The sequence below is a fragment of the Aurantimonas aggregata genome (assembly GCF_010500835.1).
Taxonomy (GTDB): domain Bacteria; phylum Pseudomonadota; class Alphaproteobacteria; order Rhizobiales; family Rhizobiaceae; genus Aurantimonas; species Aurantimonas aggregata.
The window spans coordinates 121,523-137,556 of the sequence record NZ_JAAAMJ010000004.1 but is presented as its reverse complement, the minus strand read 5'-3'; the positions used below and the strand labels follow the sequence as shown (position 1 = coordinate 137,556).

Annotated in this window: 9 protein-coding genes; 5 read left to right on the top strand and 4 right to left on the bottom strand. The window is 67.2% G+C overall.

The features are described from left to right. Nucleotides 1–55: 55 nt before the first annotated feature. The 4 genes from GTW51_RS08490 to GTW51_RS08475 form a co-directional block, all read right to left on the bottom strand. The gene (locus tag GTW51_RS08490) at nucleotides 56–1,018 is read right to left on the bottom strand and encodes a L,D-transpeptidase family protein (RefSeq protein WP_163043572.1); all 963 of its coding nucleotides are present in this window, start codon (nucleotides 1,016–1,018) and stop codon (nucleotides 56–58) included. A 141-nt stretch (nucleotides 1,019–1,159) separates the two neighbouring features. Continuing rightward, the gene (locus GTW51_RS08485; protein WP_163043483.1) at nucleotides 1,160–2,377 is read right to left on the bottom strand and encodes a PRC-barrel domain-containing protein; all 1,218 of its coding nucleotides are present in this window, start codon (nucleotides 2,375–2,377) and stop codon (nucleotides 1,160–1,162) included. A gap of 460 nt (nucleotides 2,378–2,837) precedes the next feature. Further along, nucleotides 2,838–4,304 carry a phospholipase D-like domain-containing protein gene (locus GTW51_RS08480; protein WP_163043482.1) on the bottom strand — a complete coding sequence of 489 codons (1,467 nt, stop codon included), beginning with the start codon at nucleotides 4,302–4,304 and terminating at the stop codon, nucleotides 2,838–2,840. A 192-nt stretch (nucleotides 4,305–4,496) separates the two neighbouring features. Then, nucleotides 4,497–6,224: a chloride channel protein gene (locus GTW51_RS08475; RefSeq protein ID WP_246232797.1), complete on the bottom strand. Its 1,728-nt coding sequence runs from the start codon at nucleotides 6,222–6,224 to the stop codon at nucleotides 4,497–4,499. A gap of 557 nt (nucleotides 6,225–6,781) precedes the next feature. On the opposite strand from GTW51_RS08475, the gene bcsN reads away from it, so the two are divergent. Genes bcsN through GTW51_RS08450 form a run of 5 tightly spaced genes read left to right on the top strand, consistent with a single transcriptional unit; the run spans nucleotide 6,782 to nucleotide 15,996 of the window. Then, a complete protein-coding gene (gene bcsN / locus GTW51_RS08470; protein WP_163043480.1) occupies nucleotides 6,782–7,918 on the top strand; it encodes a cellulose biosynthesis protein BcsN in 1,137 nt (378 codons plus the stop codon). After that, nucleotides 7,912–10,110 (top strand): UDP-forming cellulose synthase catalytic subunit, encoded by a 2,199-nt coding sequence (bcsA, locus tag GTW51_RS08465; RefSeq protein WP_163043479.1) that lies wholly within the window; start codon nucleotides 7,912–7,914, stop codon nucleotides 10,108–10,110. Before bcsN ends, bcsA begins: the two co-directional genes overlap by 7 nt. After that, complete coding sequence (locus GTW51_RS08460; RefSeq protein WP_163043478.1) at nucleotides 10,107–12,557, top strand: cellulose biosynthesis cyclic di-GMP-binding regulatory protein BcsB; 2,451 nt, start codon at nucleotides 10,107–10,109, stop codon at nucleotides 12,555–12,557. Before bcsA ends, GTW51_RS08460 begins: the two co-directional genes overlap by 4 nt. Beyond that, nucleotides 12,554–13,609: a glycosyl hydrolase family 8 gene (locus tag GTW51_RS08455; RefSeq protein ID WP_163043477.1), complete on the top strand. Its 1,056-nt coding sequence runs from the start codon at nucleotides 12,554–12,556 to the stop codon at nucleotides 13,607–13,609. The genes GTW51_RS08460 and GTW51_RS08455 overlap by 4 nt, the downstream gene beginning before the upstream one ends. Next, the gene (locus GTW51_RS08450; protein ID WP_163043476.1) at nucleotides 13,606–15,996 is read left to right on the top strand and encodes a cellulose synthase; all 2,391 of its coding nucleotides are present in this window, start codon (nucleotides 13,606–13,608) and stop codon (nucleotides 15,994–15,996) included. Before GTW51_RS08455 ends, GTW51_RS08450 begins: the two co-directional genes overlap by 4 nt. Nucleotides 15,997–16,034: the final 38 nt, after the last annotated feature.

The following is a 16,034-nucleotide window of genomic DNA, read 5'->3' as shown; positions in this document are numbered from 1 at the left end:
CCCGGCGGCCGCGCATTGTCTGGACGGGACGCAATGCCCGCCATGGCCCGGCCGATCAGTCGATGAACTTGACCTCGACCCCCGGGTCGACGAGCTTGGCCAACTCCAGCGCGTCCCAGTTGGTCAGCCGCACGCAGCCATGCGAGGCGGTCTTGTCGATTTCAGACGGCTCGGCCGTGCCGTGGATCCCGTAGGTCGGCTCCGACAGATCGATCCAGACATTGCCGACCGGATTGTTCGGCCCGGCGGCGAGCACCAGCTTCTCGTCGTTGTCGCCCTGCTGGAAGTTCTCGCTCGGCTGGTAGGTGTAGGTCGGGTCGACAGCGACGGCCTCGACCTCATGCGTGCCCTCGGGCGACGGGTTTTCCTCGCTGCCGATGGTTGCCGGATAGGCCACGATCAGTTTGTCGTCACTATCATAGGCGCGGATCTGGGCCCCGCTCTTGTCGGCCTCGATGCGCGCCACCGCACCGTCGGTGCGCGGCTCGCCGATGTCGGCGACGAGGATCGTGGTACCCTCGCTCATGTCCTTGCCGTCGTTCAGCGCCTTGAACAGCTCGATATCCATGTGATGGCGCTCCGCCAGCATCTCCTCGATGCTGGTGTAACCCAGCGAATCGAGCTCCGCCCGCTTGACGTAGTCGTCGGGAATCTCGTCGATGAAGTCCTGGCCCACATCGTCGGCGGTGATCGTGTAGTCGACCAGCAGATCGGCCTCTTCCTCGCCGCCGAGCATCTTCCAGAGCTCTTCGTCTAGCTCGCCGTCGACGGTCAGGTCGTTCATCTCCTCGAAGGCCGAGAGCGCCTTGGTGACGTTCTCCCCCTCGTAGCCGTCGATGACGCCGGGTGAGGCATCGGCCCGGTCGAGCAGGATCTGCGTCTTCAGCATCAGCGCGCTGGGGCCGTCGCTCGCCTCGGACCGGTCGGCCAGTTCGGCCTTGTTGACGTCGTCCTTGGAAATCTCGGCTGCCATGATGGCGGTGGGCCATGCGCAGGAGATGGCCATGAGGCCTGTCATCAACGTCTTCGGGAACGGACCCATGGCGATCTCCTGTGATAGGGGCGACCCATGCAAAGCGAGGAGACACAATGCCTCCCCGCTGCACGTCGTCGAATGCAGAAGGGCCGGTCGCCATGACCGGCCCTTCGTCGTTTGGTCTTAGAGGGTGTTGAGTTCGACCTGCTCGTCGGCCTCGTAGGCCGGCGCCGTCGTCGTATCGAACTCCGGCAGCGCCTCAATGTCTTCCTCGGTCATGCCGCGGAGGAGCAACTCGTCGCCCCGCATGGACATGGCGTCGAGCGGCAGAGCAACCTCACGCTCGCCGAGACCCAGGAAACCACCTTCGGCCAGAACGGCGTAGATGCGCTCGTTGACGAACACCAGACGCTCGACCTCACCGAGGTCCTCGTCGGCACCGTTGATCACGTCACGACCGATGATGTCGGCTGCGGTGACGGTCGTCATCGTTCCGGCGGCCATCTCTTCTTCACCGGCACGCAGGCTGGCGAACTGGTCGTCGTTCTGGATCGACGCGGTGGTGTCGTCCGTCTCTTCGAACTGGACATCCGGCTCGCCCGACTGGCTGTACTGGATGTTCGGCTCGCCGGTCTCGGAGAACTCGATGTTCGGCTCGGCCTGCTCGTAGCTGACGCGCGGCTGGCTCTCTTCGATGTTCACCTGGGCTTCGCTCGCGCCGCCCTCACGGGTGACGACCGCCTGGCCTTGCTCGATGTTGACGTTCGCCTCGTCCCGCTCTTCGACGTCGACCGTCGGCTCGTTGACGGCGATCTGCGGCTGGCCCTGCTCGACGTTGACCGTCGGCTGTGCCTGGCTCACCGAAACCTGCGGCTCCGGCGTCGTCACGTTCACGTCCGGATCGGGCATGCGGACGATGATCTGCGGCTGCGGCTGATCGATCGTGATCGTCGGGCGGGGCATCTCGACGCGGATCGTCGGCTGCTGCTGACGAACGATGATTTCCGGACGCGCCTGCTGGACCGACACAGTCGGGTCTTCCTGGCTGACGGAAACGCGCGGATCAGCCTGGTCGACGGTGACCGTCGGCTCCGGCTGCGTCACGACGATGCGGCCGCCGGTGGCGGTCAGATCGGCGCCTTCGTTCTCTTCCAGCGCGCTCTCGGCTTCTGCAAGCCACGGGCCACAGACGACAGGATCGTTCTGCTCGATCACGCTGCGGGCACCAACGACAAATTCTTCGTTGAAGAGTTCGGCGTTCTCCTCGTTCAGCACGCGAAGGTCTTCACAGGCCTCGATGTTGGCCGCGGTGTCGGTCGCGGTCTGGGCGGAAGCAGACGCCACAAGAGCGGTCGTCCCGAGCAGCGACGCGGCGATCATGGATGTAAAGCGATAGTTCATTTTCATATATCCCTGTGATTTCGGTGATGGTCGATAAAGGGATAGTGAGGGGAACGGTTCCGAAAAAGCCGCAATCAAATTGGCGTAACGGCACGGATACCCCGTTAAGTATTTGTTTTAGCTCATTATTTTTTTATTATCGAGATTCCGGCATCATGGCGGACTGATGGCGCGCCCGGCGCTATGTGCGACTATCTCAAATGAAACCATATCGCTAAGGCGTATTTATATTCTACTGAGCTAACGGTCTTTCGCCAACTAACTATTTTAATATATTTTTTATTACACTAGACAGCGGAACCTGTGCGTCGCGAGTTTCTTCTGGGAACTATACTTGCTAATCAACACCGGCGGGATCGCACGGGTATTGGTTCGACTCGACCGCCGCACCGAACCGCACGCCCGGAACGGGTCCGGACGACGCAATTTTGGGTGCGCGATGTCGCGCGTCGGCGAGGCGTCAGGACTTCTTGTGGCGCCAGCGCCGGAAGAGCCCGCGCCGCGACAACGGCTCGAACATCTCGGTCGGACCCTCCGGGTCGAGAACCTCGTTCTCCGCGAGCCAGGCTTCGCCGTCCGAGATTTCGGGCATGCGATACGGCTGGAGCGTGCGCCCCTCGCCTCTCAACCCCTCGATGGTCTGGATCAGCGAGCCGGTGCTGGCGATCGCCTCGGCGACCGTTGCCGCCTCGCAGTCCAGATGCTCGGCGAGGAAATCGTCCCGGATCGCCGCGATGGTCCTCGGCACGTCGGGATCGTCCACCAGCGCGGCGTCGATCGTCACGTCGCATTCGGTATCGAGGCGCATCGAGCGGTTGTTCATGTTGGACGAGCCGATCCGCAGCACCTGATCGTCCACAACCAGCAGTTTGGCATGGACGTAGATCGCCTCGCCGCCCTCGTTGTAGGGATGATACATCTCGAAGCGACCGTGCCGATCCCGACGCTGCAGCGCTTCGACGAAGCGGGCCCTTGCCGTGTTCATGGCGACCGGCTCGAGCCAACCTTCGGCGGATTGCGGATTGACGATCACGATCTCGGGGCCGTCCGGCTCGTCGAGCCGTGCGGCGATGGCCTCGGCGATGCGACGCGAGGCGAAATACTGGCTCTCGGCGTAGATGAAGCGCTTGGCCCGTGCGATCTGGTCAACATAGAGCTGCTCGATCTCGTGCACCGCCGGCCGGCCGTCCTGTTCCGGGGCGGAGCGAGAGATCGCCATTGGGACGTTGCGGAACTGGGTCCACAGGCCTTCCGGCCAGCTGGCCGTCAGACCCTTGATTGGTGGCATTTCCGGCGTCCCGCCCGCTGCCTCCCAACGCTGCCGGCAGACCTCGGCGAGCGAGGTGGTGATCGGTCCGGTAAAGGCCGACGTCGCGTCATGCCAGGGCTTGTAGCGGCGGTTCGTCGTGGGCCGGCGCCGCCGCTCGTCCTTGTATCCATGCTCGCGCGTGTCCCAGCGATCGCCGGTCATGTCGATGCCGCCGCAGAAAGCGAAGCAATCGTCGATGACGACGATCTTCTGGTGGTGCGAGGATGCCGTGGGGTGGGCGCCATCGAGCTTGGTGTGGATGCGCGGATGGCGAATCCAGCTGATCAGACGCAGGATCGTCGTGCCGCGGACGAAGGTCGCTGTGGCACCGACGTCCCAGCGCAGCAGGAAGACCTCGAGCTCGGGCCGGCGCTCGACCAGCCAGAGAATGAACTTTCCGAGCTTGGGCGGCCCGTCGTCCGCCACATTGCGGCCGAAGCCGATCCTCGCGTCGAAGTCCCAGCCGACAAGGGTAATGCGCTGCTTGGCCTCCAGCATCGCGGCCCGGGCGAAGTGGAAATAGTCGTCGGCATCGACGATCACCGAGGCCCGATCCGCCGTGTCGATCCGGAAGCAGTTTCGGCCCGGCTCAAGACCATGGTCCGGCGGTTTCTGCATGCTGACAATGTCCAGGACTGATGGTGGGAGAGGTTCAGGGTCGCTCGCGCGAACGTAGAGAAGACCGCACCGAGTCCGCAACCCGCCTCGCCCGGCAGCCGCTTGGAAAGCCTCGGCCGTCGCCGTGTCGCGCCAACAAGGCTCATTGCGCCAGCGCGGTAATCGACGGATCGGGCCTTGATCAGCCGAAGATCACCGCTCGCCGGACAGGTCTCGCCGCACCTTCTCCAGCTCTTCGGCGTAGCGGCGGAGCAGGTAGCCTTCGGTCAGGAGTCCGACCACCTGGTTTTCCCGGTCGAGCACTGCCAGTTCCTCGGCCTTGGCCCGCTGGAATGAACCCGCTGCCGTCCGGGCATTCATCGCCGGCGACAACCATTCGTCGTCGAACTTCAGGAGCGGGGCAATATCGGTGCGGCTGTCGGCCTCCGGCTCCTCGCGTTCTCCGTAGGCGTCGGCAAGAAGGAGGATGCCGGCATATTTGCCCTCCCCGTCGACCGCCACGACGCGCGATGTCGAGCCAAGCGGAAACGCTGCCTTCAGTTCGGCGATCGTCGTGGTGACCGGTACGGTCTTCACGTCCGTGCGCATCATCGACCCGACCGTCAGCGAGCGGATCCAGCCGACATCCTGGGCGCTGCGAATGGTCTCGCCGCGCAGATGCAGCCGCCAGGTCGAGAACGAGTAGCCGAAGGTCTCGCGCACCAGCAGCGACGCGACGATGGCGGCTGCCAGCACGCCGCCGGCCAGTGCCAGGTCGCCGCTGACCTCGAGGGCGAGGAAGGTCATGGTCAGCGGCCCGCCGACGACGCCGGTCGCCACCGCCGTCATGCCGACCAGCGCCGTCTCGATCGGCCCGGCCGCCACCGACGGCGCGACCACGGCGACGAGTGCCGCGAAGAGGGTCCCCAGCAGCCCGCCGACGAAGAGCGAGGCGAAGAACAGGCCACCGCGGAAGCCGCTGCCGAGCGAGATGGCGGCAGAGATGATCTTCAGGACGAGAACGCCGAAGATGATCGCGAGCGCCGGCTCCTCGGTCAGGTCGAGATACAGCGCGCCATTGCCGCTCGACAGGATCTGCGGCGTGATCAGCGCCAGCCCGCCGACGACGAGGCCGCCGAGCACCGGGCGGAACTCGGTGCGGATTCCGATCTTGCCGAACAGCGAGTCAACCAGCGTTACCAGCCGCATCAGGAGGATCGCTACGCCGCCGCCGACGAGGCCGAGCAGCAGGAACGGTACGTAGTCCGCCGCCTGCAGCGCCTCGACTTCGCCGATCGTGATGGAAAACTGCACGGCCCCGAGCCAGTTCGCCGTCAGCGTGGCAGCGAGCGCTGCCGCCATCATCGGCGCCACGGCGGCAATCGTGTAGGTGCCGAGGATCAATTCGAAGGCATAGAATGCACCGGTCAGCGGCGCATCGAAGGCGGCCGCGACGGCACCGGCCGCGCCGCACGCCACCAGGATGCGCACGTCGCCCCGCCGCAGTTCCAGCACCCGCCCCGCCCAGGAGGCGACGGCGGCGGATATCTGGGTGTAGCCGGCCTCGAGCCCCACAGATGCGCCAAAACCGTTCGACACCATCGTCTGGGCGGCGAGGATGACGCTCTCGCGAAACGACATGCGGCCGCCATGCAGGGCGTTCGCCTCGATCGGATCGACAGGGGGGCGCGAGCGGAAACGGCGAACGAAGAATATCGACAGGCCGACCAGTACGCCGCCCAGCGCCGGCACCAGCGCCATGCGCGGATCGAGCAGCGCTACCTGCGCCGACAGGCGTTCGCCCTCCGGCACGGCGAACAGCAGCCGATGCAGGACCCGGATCGTGAAGGTCATGCCGGCGACCACCGCGCCGGCGACGATGCCGATCAGCGCCGCGGTCGGGACGAGGAAAACCGCCCGGCGCTGGATCGACGCCTTCAAGTAGCGCCAGGCTCTGCCCGCACGCGACGCGTCCCACGACATTTCAGGGCATTCTCCGGCTGCACGTCCCGGCTCCCTATGCCCACCAAAGCCGCACGCGTCCACCGGTCAGTTCACCGCCGGCCGAGATCGCGCCCGGCAGGACGTATGTTGAGGCCCTCAAGGTTCCCGGCGGCCGGCGGATGGCAGCATGCCGGCCTTCGGACGAACAGCGGCCAAGTCGTCCGGAGGTTTCGCCGTTCCCGGTCGGACGGCGTGGCAGAGGCGAATATGGAAAGCCGCATCGCCTCCTGCTGGCTCATGGCTGGATGCCCGTTCAATCCCTCCGATTGCAGGCGAAGAGCTCTATGAGCGCTCATGTGACGCCAAAGCGTGCGGATTCCTTGTTGCCAAACAGCCACATGGATTTCCGTGTTTGGCTATGGGTGCAACCTTGGCGAAGCTTTTGCTCGCTCGGCCGGATGGACATGGTTATGGTCGGCCGACTCGTCCGATGCACCGAAACGGCACGACGAGGTCCGTCCTGCGCCGCGGCGGCGAGCAGGATCGCACAAGGGATGCGTGCCATCGTTAAGTCTGCTCTGCGGCGACACGTTCGCCAGCCTCGTGTCGGCTGGATGGCGGTGAGCGTTGCACGGCGAGCCCGCGCCCTGGCCGTGATCGCCTCGGCAGCGTTGGCGTCCGGCTGCGGCGCGGTCGGCCAGCCGATCACCGCTTCCAGCCCGACGATCGTCTCCGCCGAGCAGGCATTCGCCCTGCCGCCGGTGGGCGGCCCTGCCGTTATCGCGGTCGTCGAGCAGCGTTTTCCGAATGCGACCGAGCACAAGATCCTGCTGCGCAGCAACGGCCGCAGCCCTGGCGAAAACTATCTCCTTGCGCAGTTCTTCGGCCCGGTCGGGACGACCGGACTTGGCCGGGAAAACCTGCGCAACCGCCCGCTCGCCATCACCAACATCTCGACCGAAATGCGCGAGGCCTTTCCCGGCGTGGCGATGGCCCGCTCGGCGATCTTCGTGCAGAACGATTACGGGCCGTTCGGTTACGCGATCGGGCGGGCGCTGTCCGGCGACACCTGCGTCTACGCCTGGCAGCGGATCGCCGGCACGCCGCGGCCGCCGCTGATCTTCCGCTCCAACGGCGCCATCGAGCTTCGGCTCCGCCTGTGCGATGCCGGCGCCAGCGAGGCGACGTTGCTGTCGGTGATGTACGGCGTGCGGATCCGTGCCTTCTTCGCCGGCGTGGCTTGGAACCCCTATGGCGCCCCGCCGTCGCCGGATGCCGCGATCGGCCAGCCCGGTGCGCCAATCTACCCGACCGGCATTGGCGGCTACGAGCCGGTGCTCGCGGATGCGCCCGTCCGCCCGACGCAGCCGACACGGACGCGGCCGGCTCGCCGCGCGGCGAGCCCGGCGCCGACGCCGGCGCCCGTTGCCGTGCCGGCCGTCGAACCCCTTCCGGCACCAGTCGGCCCGCCCATCCCGCTACCGCCCTCGGCGCAAGGCGCGGCACCCGTTACGCCGGCTGAAACGCCGGCGGCGACCGCCGTTCCGGGCCCGCCGACGGTCACCGGCACCTCCGGTGCCGCTGCGACGGCAGCGCCCGCCGCCACACCGGCGCCTGCCTCGGGTCCGGCGCCGCTGATGCCGTCGCGCTCATCCTGCACACCGGCGCAGAAGGCGGCAGGCGCATGCTGAAAATCCTCTTCGCGATCGCCTGGCTGCTGGCCGCTGCGCTGGCGCTGCTGGTGATCACCCTGCCGATCAGCCTGCAGGCGCAACTCGTCGCGGTGGCGCTGGTGCTGGGCGTCATGATGCTGCTGAAGGTGCTGAAACTCGGCGGGACGTGGCGGCTGATCGCGCTGGCGCTCGGCACCACGATCGTCCTGCGCTACGTCTACTGGCGCACGACCAGCACCCTGCCGCCGGTGAACCAGCTCGAGAACTTCATCCCGGGTTTCCTGCTCTATCTCGCGGAAATGTACAGCGTCTTCATGCTGGCGCTCAGCCTCTTCGTCGTCGCGGCGCCGCTGCCGCCGCGCAGCGGCCGCGACACGCCGCACTCGGACCGGTTGCCGTCGGTCGACGTCTTCGTGCCCAGCTACAACGAAGACTACACGCTGCTCGCCAACACGCTCGCCGCCGCGCTGAAGATGAACTATCCGTCCGACCGCATGAAGGTCTGGTTGCTGGATGACGGCGCAACCAGCCAGAAGCGCTCCGCCGAGCACGCCGGAACGGCGCAGGCGGCGGAAAAGCGGCACGTCATCCTGAAGCAGCTCTGCCTCGACCTTGGCGCGACGTATCTGACCCGCGAGCGCAACGAGCACGCCAAGGCCGGCAATCTCAACAATGGGATGCTGCATTCCGATGCCGAACTGATTGCGGTGTTCGACGCCGACCATGCGCCGGCCCGCGACTTCCTGCTGCAGACGGTCAGCTATTTCGAGCAGGATCCGCGGCTGTTCCTGGTGCAGACGCCGCATTTCTTCATCAACCCGGACCCTGTCGAGCGCAATCTGAGCACCTTTGAGAAGATGCCGTCGGAGAACGAGATGTTCTACGGCATCATCCAGCGCGGTCTCGACAAGTGGAATGCGGCATTCTTCTGCGGCTCGGCGGCCGTCCTGCGGCGCGAGGCGCTCGACGAAGCCGGCGGCTTCAGCGGCGTCTCGATCACCGAGGATTGCGAGACCGCGCTCGACCTGCACTCGCGCGGCTGGAACAGCCTCTATGTCGACATCCCGCTGATCGCCGGACTGCAGCCGGCGACCTTCGCCAGTTTCATCCAGCAGCGCAGCCGCTGGGCGCAGGGCATGATGCAGATCATGCTGTTCCGCTTTCCGCTGTTCAAGCGTGGCCTGTCGTTCCCGCAGCGCCTTTGCTACATGTCGTCGACGCTGTTCTGGCTGTTCCCGTTTCCGCGCACGATGTTCCTCGTGGCGCCGTTGTTCTATCTGTTCTTCGGTCTCGAGATCTTCAATGCCTCGGGCGGCGAGTTCCTCGCCTATACGTCGACCTACATCATCGTGAACCTGATGATGCAGAACTATCTCTATGGCTCGTTTCGCTGGCCGTGGATCTCCGAACTCTACGAATATGTCCAGACGGTGCATCTCCTGCCGGCCGTGGTTTCCGTCCTCATCAACCCGCGCAGGCCGACCTTCAACGTCACCGCCAAAGACGAATCGATACTGACGAGCCGACTGTCGGAGATCAGCCTGCCGTTCTTCGTCATCTTCTTCGTGCTGCTGCTCGGCGTCGCCGCGACCGTCTGGCGGGTCATCAACGAGCCGGCCCAGGCCGACCTGACGCTCGTCGTCGGCGGCTGGAACGTCCTCAACCTTTTGATCGCCGGCTGTGCGCTGGGTGTGGTCTCCGAGCGCGGCGCCCGCAGTTCCTCGCGCCGGATCGGCGTCGCTCGGCGTTGTGAGCTTCTGGTCGGGGACCAGGCCTTTCCGGCCACCATCAACGATGTCTCGGTCGGCGGCGCGCGCGTCCAGGTGTTCGGGGACTCGCCGCTGCAGACCTTCAAGAACGGACCGGCCACACTGCGATTCCAGCCGCATTCGTCGGAAGAGACCGCAACGCTCAGCTTGCAGATCCGCAATTGCCAGAAGGAGAGCGACGGCGCCTCCATCGGCTGCAGCTACATCGTCCACGCTGCCACCGACCACTTCCTGATCGCCGACCTGATTTTTGCCAATTCCGAACAGTGGCGCTCGTTCCAGCTGAGCCGCCGCCGGAACCCGGGCCTGATACGCGGGACGGGATGGTTCATCGGGCTCTGCTTCTATCAGACCTCGCGTGGGCTGAGCTACCTGGCGCGCCGCGCGATGGGCCCGAAGAAGTCGGCCAGCCCGGCGCAGAAGCGGGCGGTGACGCAGTGAAGTGCTTCCTCGGCGCCGCGGCGCTCCTGATGCTCGCAACCATCCCCCTGCAGGCGCAGCCGGCACCCTTCGACATGAGCCCGGAGCGGCCCGCCGACACCGTCGCTCCGATTCCGCCGCAGGCGACCACCCCCGCTGCGCCGCCGCCGGTCGCTCGCCCTGCCCGGCCGTCGCAGCCGACTTCGCCGCCAGCAACACCGGCGCCCGAGAGCGCGAATGCCCCTCGACCGCCCTCGCAAACGGTGGACGACGAGGCGGGGACGGCGACGACGGCCGAGACGCCCGCGGCCAGCCCGTTCCGCCGGCATATCCTGCCGATGGAAAGCCTCGTCCTGGCGGGCGAGATCGCGACGCGCAGCTGGTCGATCTTCCTGACCGCCGAACAGGCAGCCTCGCCGGCCGAGCTGGCCATCGCTTACCAGAGTGCGATCTTCGTGGCGCCCGAGCCGTCGCGGCTCGTCGTCACGATCAACGGCACGAAGGTCATCGAGGAAGCCGTCGCCTCGCCCGAGGGCGTGAAGCAGTTGAAGGCCACCATCCCGGCAGGTCTGCTTCTGCCCGGCGCCAACGACGTCCGCTTCGCCACCTCGCTCCGTCACCGCACCGACTGCACGATCTCCTCGACCTACGAGATCTGGGCCGACATCGACCCGGCGCAGACCTACATCGAATTTGCCGCCGCGGACGCCAGCCAGCTCCGCCGGACGGAGGATATCGGCGCCGTCGGCGCGGATGCGCTGGGCAGGACCCGCTTCCATATCTACGTCCCCCCCGGCGACATCAGCCCGGTTGCCGACACGATCATCCGGCTGTCGGAGGGTCTGGCCCTGCTGGCGAGCATGCCGAACCAGACGATCGATGTGGTACGGGACGTGGTGCCGGTACCGGGCGACGGCGAACTGACCGTGCTGCTCGGCCCGGCAGCGGATCTGGCGAGCCGCGTCACCGCCATGCCCGGTGCCGCGACGACACAGCCGACCTTCGGCTTCGCGTCGTTGCAACAGGATCCGACGGTCACCGTCCTCGTCGTCACCGGTCCCGACTGGAACGCCGTCGACACCGCGATCCAACGCATGCTCGCGCCGATCGATCGCCCTTTATCCGTCAGCCGAAGCGCCCTGACGGAGCGATCGTGGCGCACGCCCGACAGCCCGCTGTTTCTGCAGGGGCGGAACGTGACGTTCCAGGAACTCGGCGTCGACACGCAGGAATTTGGCGGGCGGCGTTTTCGTACCGACTTCACGATCGGCATGCCCTCCGACTTCTATGCAACAGCCTACGGCAGGGGGACGATCCTGCTCGATGCGGCCTATGCCGGAAACGTCGGGACCGGCAGTCATTTCGACATCTACGTCAACGGCAACATCGCGACGACGGTGCCGCTCGGATCGTCGGGGGGTGCCGTCCTCGAAAACTTCCCCGTCGAGTTCACGATGCGGCACCTGCGGCCAGGGAGCAACGAGATCGTCATCGAGGCGATCCTGATGACCGAGGACGACACGGTCTGCAGCCCTGTCGGAAACGGCGAGGAGAAGAGCCGCTTCGCCATCTTCGAGACGTCGGAACTGCAGATTCCGGACTTCGCCCGCATCCACAGCATCCCGGACCTGGCGCCGACGCGCGGCGTGGGCTCGCCCTATAATCGCCAGGCCGAGCCCTTTCCCCTCCTGATCGAGCGCGGCGGCAGAAACGGCGAGGCGGTCATCTCGGCCGCCGCGACGCTGCTCGGTCGGCTCTCGGTCCTCGCCGGGCGCCCGGTCCCCTTCATCATCCAGTCGTCACCCGCGGCGGCCGCGGCCCGCGATGCGCTGTTCATCGGGACGGCCGATCAGATGCCGGCCGGCGTCTTGCCGCGGCTGAGCGTTTCGGAGGCCGTCAAGACCGACTGGGGCAACCAGGGAGCCGATCCGGAATCGGCGGAGGAAAGCGTGATCGCCGCCCGCTGGCAGGGCGAGGTCGGCGCGGGACGCTGGCAGCAGCGGCTGGGCGAATTCCAGGACTGGATGACCGCCAAGTTCGACATCATTCCGGAACAGATCAGGCTGCGGCCGGTCGGCGAAGCGGAGTTCATGCCGCCGCCTTCGGCAACGCTGATGATCGCCCAGGGCATGAGCCCGTCGGGGGACAAGGTGTGGACCGCGTTCAACGCCCCAACAGCCGCCGACCTGACGGCCGGCATGGAGGCCGTGACCGCCCATGAAGGCTGGAGGCAGCTCGGCGACAGCATCACGACTTACGATGCGGCGACGCAGACTTTCACCCAGATCCACGGAGCGGCCCCTATCCTGGTCCAGTCCCAGCCTGTTTCCTTCTCGAATTTGCGTCTGGTCGCGGCGAACTGGTTGTCGGAGAATGTCCTCTCCTACGCCGGCCTGCTGGCGATCGTCGCGCTTCTGCTGGGGCTCGTGACGACAGCCTTCGTGGCGCAACTGGGGAGACGGAAGTGATCCATGCCGCATACCGGGGCGCGGCGCTCGCCGCCGCCTTCGCGGCGTTGACCGCGACGACGACGATGGCCGACGCCCAAGCCTCGATCCGGACCGCCGACTGGACCGCCTACCAGCAGAGCTTCATCGCGCCGGACGGTCGGGTCATCGACGACGGCAACGGCAACATCTCGCACAGCGAGAGCCAGGGCTACGGGCTGCTGCTCGCCACTCTGGCGGACGACATGGCGGCGTTCGACCTGATCTGGTCGTTCACGCGGACCGAATTGCTGCTGCGCGACGACGGCCTGTCGGTGTGGAAATGGGATCCAGCGGCGACGCCCCATGTCACCGATCCGAACAATGCCACCGACGGCGACATCCTGATCGCCTACGCCCTGGCGCTGGCCGGCCGGCAATGGCAGCGGCCCGAATTGTTGGCCTCGAGCCGCACCATGGCCGAAGCCATAGCCGGACTCATCGGCACCCGGCAGGGCCGGACGGTGATCATGCCCGGCTCCGTCGGCTATGGCGCCGACGAGCGGCCGGACGGGCCGGTGATCAATCTGTCCTACTGGATCTTCGAGGCCTTTCCGGTGTTTGCCGAGATCGCTCCCGACACCGACTGGCAGGCCGTGTCGGACGACGGGGTCGCGCTGCTCCAGCAGTCCCTCTTGGGCCCCCGGCGACTGCCGCCGGAATGGCTGTCGCTGCAGGCCCGCCCGCGGTCGGCCGACGGCTTTCCGGCAGAGTTCGGCTACAATGCCGTGCGCATCCCGCTCTATCTGATGCGGGCCGGCGTGACCGACGACGCGCTGCTGCGGACCCTGGCGGACGGAATGAGCACCGAGACGGGCGAGGTCGCGATCGTCGATATCGCGACGGGCAACGTCAAGACCGCGCTCGCCGATCCCGGCTACGCGATCATCCCGGCGCTCGTCGGCTGCGTCCTCGACGACACGCCGATCCCACAGGCGCTGCAGCGCTTCGAGCCGACCCTCTATTATCCCTCGACGCTGCATCTCCTGTCCTTGTCCTATGCGACGCAGGCGCATCCGGAATGCCTCGAATGATGCCGACGTCCGCCTTTCGGCGCAGCCTGTCGCTGCTGGTGGCGGGTCTCGTCGCCGGGGTAGCGCTGAGCCAGTGGATCGACACGAGCGAGGACCGCTCGCGCCTGCCCTTGAACGCCGATGCCGCATCCCGCGACGTGTCTGACGGCGACGACCGGCGGACGACAGCCGTCGGCGACCAATGGTCGATGGTCTCCGAAGCCAGCGCGCAGGCCGGCGAGATGGTGCCGGATGCTGCGCCAGCCGCGGCGGCTTCAGGCAACGAGCCCGTTCAACCGCGCGGCGGGACCGCTAGGACCCCGTTCGTTGCCGATGCGCCGCTGGCACAGGCAGAGCCGGGTGCCGACGCCCCGGCAACGCCGCCGCAGGTCGACGAGACGGCGCTGCGTTATTTCGCCCGCTCGGGCGATTCCCGCCGTCTCGAAGCCGAGATCGCCCGCCTGCAGGCGCTCTATCCCGACTGGACGCCGCCCGAGGATCCGCTTTCCGTGCCGGACATCGGCGACCCGTCGCTCGACGCCATGTGGGAGCTTTACGCGCAGGACAAATACGCCGAAGTCCGCGCGGCGATCGCGGCGCGGCAGGAGAGCGAGCCGGGTTGGGAGCCGCCGGCCGACCTCCTCGACCGGCTGACGGTCGCGGAATCGCGGGTCAGGCTGGTCAACGCCTCGAACCTGCAGCAATACGATACGGTCGTTCGCGTCGCCGGGGACACGCCCAGCCTCCTGACCTGCAGCGAGGTCGACGTGCTCTGGCGGCTGGCAGAGGCCTTCGCGGAGACCGAGCGGCCGGAACGGGCGCTCGACGCCTATCGCTACGTCCTGACCAATTGCGACAATCCCGGCGAGCGCCTCGCGACGATGCAGATGGCGATCCAGCGGCTCGACCGGCCGGCGATGGACAGCCTGCTCGCGTTGCAGCGGCCGAGCGAGGACGGGATCGACGAGTTCGCCGGCGTCCGCAACGAATTGAGCCGCCAGGCCGTCGATGCCGGCAATGCCGACCCGAGCGCGACCGCCAGCCAGGCCGATCTCGAGACCGTGCGCCAGCTTGCCGAGGCCGATGGCGGCGCAAGCGACCGCCTGCTGCTCGGCTGGTATTACCTGCGGCGGGACCAGCCGACCGCGGCCGAGGCATGGTTCCGCCTGGCCCGGGAGGCCGCGGATACGTCCGAGGCATCGCAGGGGCTGGCGCTGGCCTTGCTGGCGCTCTCGCAACCGGTCGAGGCCGAGGCGATCATCCGCCCCTTCGCCGACGAATCTGATGCCGCCCGTACCGTCTATGTGGCGGCGGCGGCAAACCTCCTGGCCGTCGAGCCGCCGATCGTCCAGTCGCCGGAGATCCTGCGGACCATCGTCGATGCGGTCGCCAAGGCGGAAGATGCCAACGGCGCGCAGCAGCTCGGCTGGTATGCCTACGGGCTCAACCAGCTGCCGACGGCGGCGCAATGGTTCGCCCAGTCGCTCGACTGGCAGCCCGACAGCGAGCCGGCGGCCTTCGGCCTGGCGCTGGCCAGCCAGCGTCTCGGCGACGCCGCGGAGCTCTCCCGCCTCCAGGCGGCATGGCAGGGCCGCTCGCCGCGGATTGCCGAGATCGGCCAGGCCGGCGCGACGCTGCCGCAGACCGCGTCGGGCGCGCTCGCGGCGACCGCGGCGACGATGCAGGCCGCCTCGCCCACCACCGCACCGGCACCCTTGGCCTATGTGCAGCCGGCGGCGCCGACCGCTTCGCAGGCGCCGGTAGCGGCTGCGGCAGCGCCTGTTGCCCCCGCCGCCGCACCTGTCACTGCGGCTCCAACGATGCAGCAACCCGTTGCCCAGGCAGCGCCGCAATACGCGGCACCCCAGCAGCGCAGTGCGCCGCGCGGCTGCAGCGCGTCCATCGATCCGCGCACCCTATCTGCACAAGCGGCGCTCGACCGCGGCTGGTGCCTGATGGAACTGAATCGGCCGATCGAGGCGGCACCGTCCTTCGGCATTGCCCTACTCGCCGGTTCCGCGCAGACGCGGCGCGATGCCGCCTATGGCCAGGCCCTGGCCTATCTCCGGGTCGGGCTTGCCGACAAGGCGGCCGTCGCGGCAGCGCGCGAGCCGCAGCCGCGCGAGCGGCGCACCGAGCTCGAAACGGCGATCCTCAGCGCGCAGGCACTCGATTCATTCGGGGCGAAGCGGCCGGTCGAAGCCCTGATCGCGCTGGACCAGCGGTCGCAGATCGCCCCGGACCGGCTCGATCTCATGGTGCTGCAGGGCTATGCCTATCTGGAGCTGGGCCGCTTCGGCGACGCCCAGCAGGTGTTCACCGCCGCCGCCAATGCCGGCAACCGCGATGCGGCCCGCGGCCTGAACGCCGTGCGCGAAGCAACGGGTTTCATCATCTCGTCCGACTGAACGCGTGACCGGAGGCAGCTGCCTCGTGGACGCAGCCT

What these genes read in the sequence shown, in the direction of transcription:
- GTW51_RS08450 (WP_163043476.1), top strand. Translation starts at nt 13,606, where the DNA reads ATGATGCCGACGTCCGCCTTTCGGCGCAGCCTGTCGCTGCTGGTGGCG.
- GTW51_RS08485 (WP_163043483.1), bottom strand. Translation starts at nt 2,377, where the DNA reads ATGAACTATCGCTTTACATCCATGATCGCCGCGTCGCTGCTCGGGACG.
- GTW51_RS08480 (WP_163043482.1), bottom strand. Translation starts at nt 4,304, where the DNA reads ATGCAGAAACCGCCGGACCATGGTCTTGAGCCGGGCCGAAACTGCTTC.
- bcsA (WP_163043479.1), top strand. Translation starts at nt 7,912, where the DNA reads ATGCTGAAAATCCTCTTCGCGATCGCCTGGCTGCTGGCCGCTGCGCTG.
- GTW51_RS08490 (WP_163043572.1), bottom strand. Translation starts at nt 1,018, where the DNA reads ATGACAGGCCTCATGGCCATCTCCTGCGCATGGCCCACCGCCATCATG.
- bcsN (WP_163043480.1), top strand. Translation starts at nt 6,782, where the DNA reads ATGCGTGCCATCGTTAAGTCTGCTCTGCGGCGACACGTTCGCCAGCCT.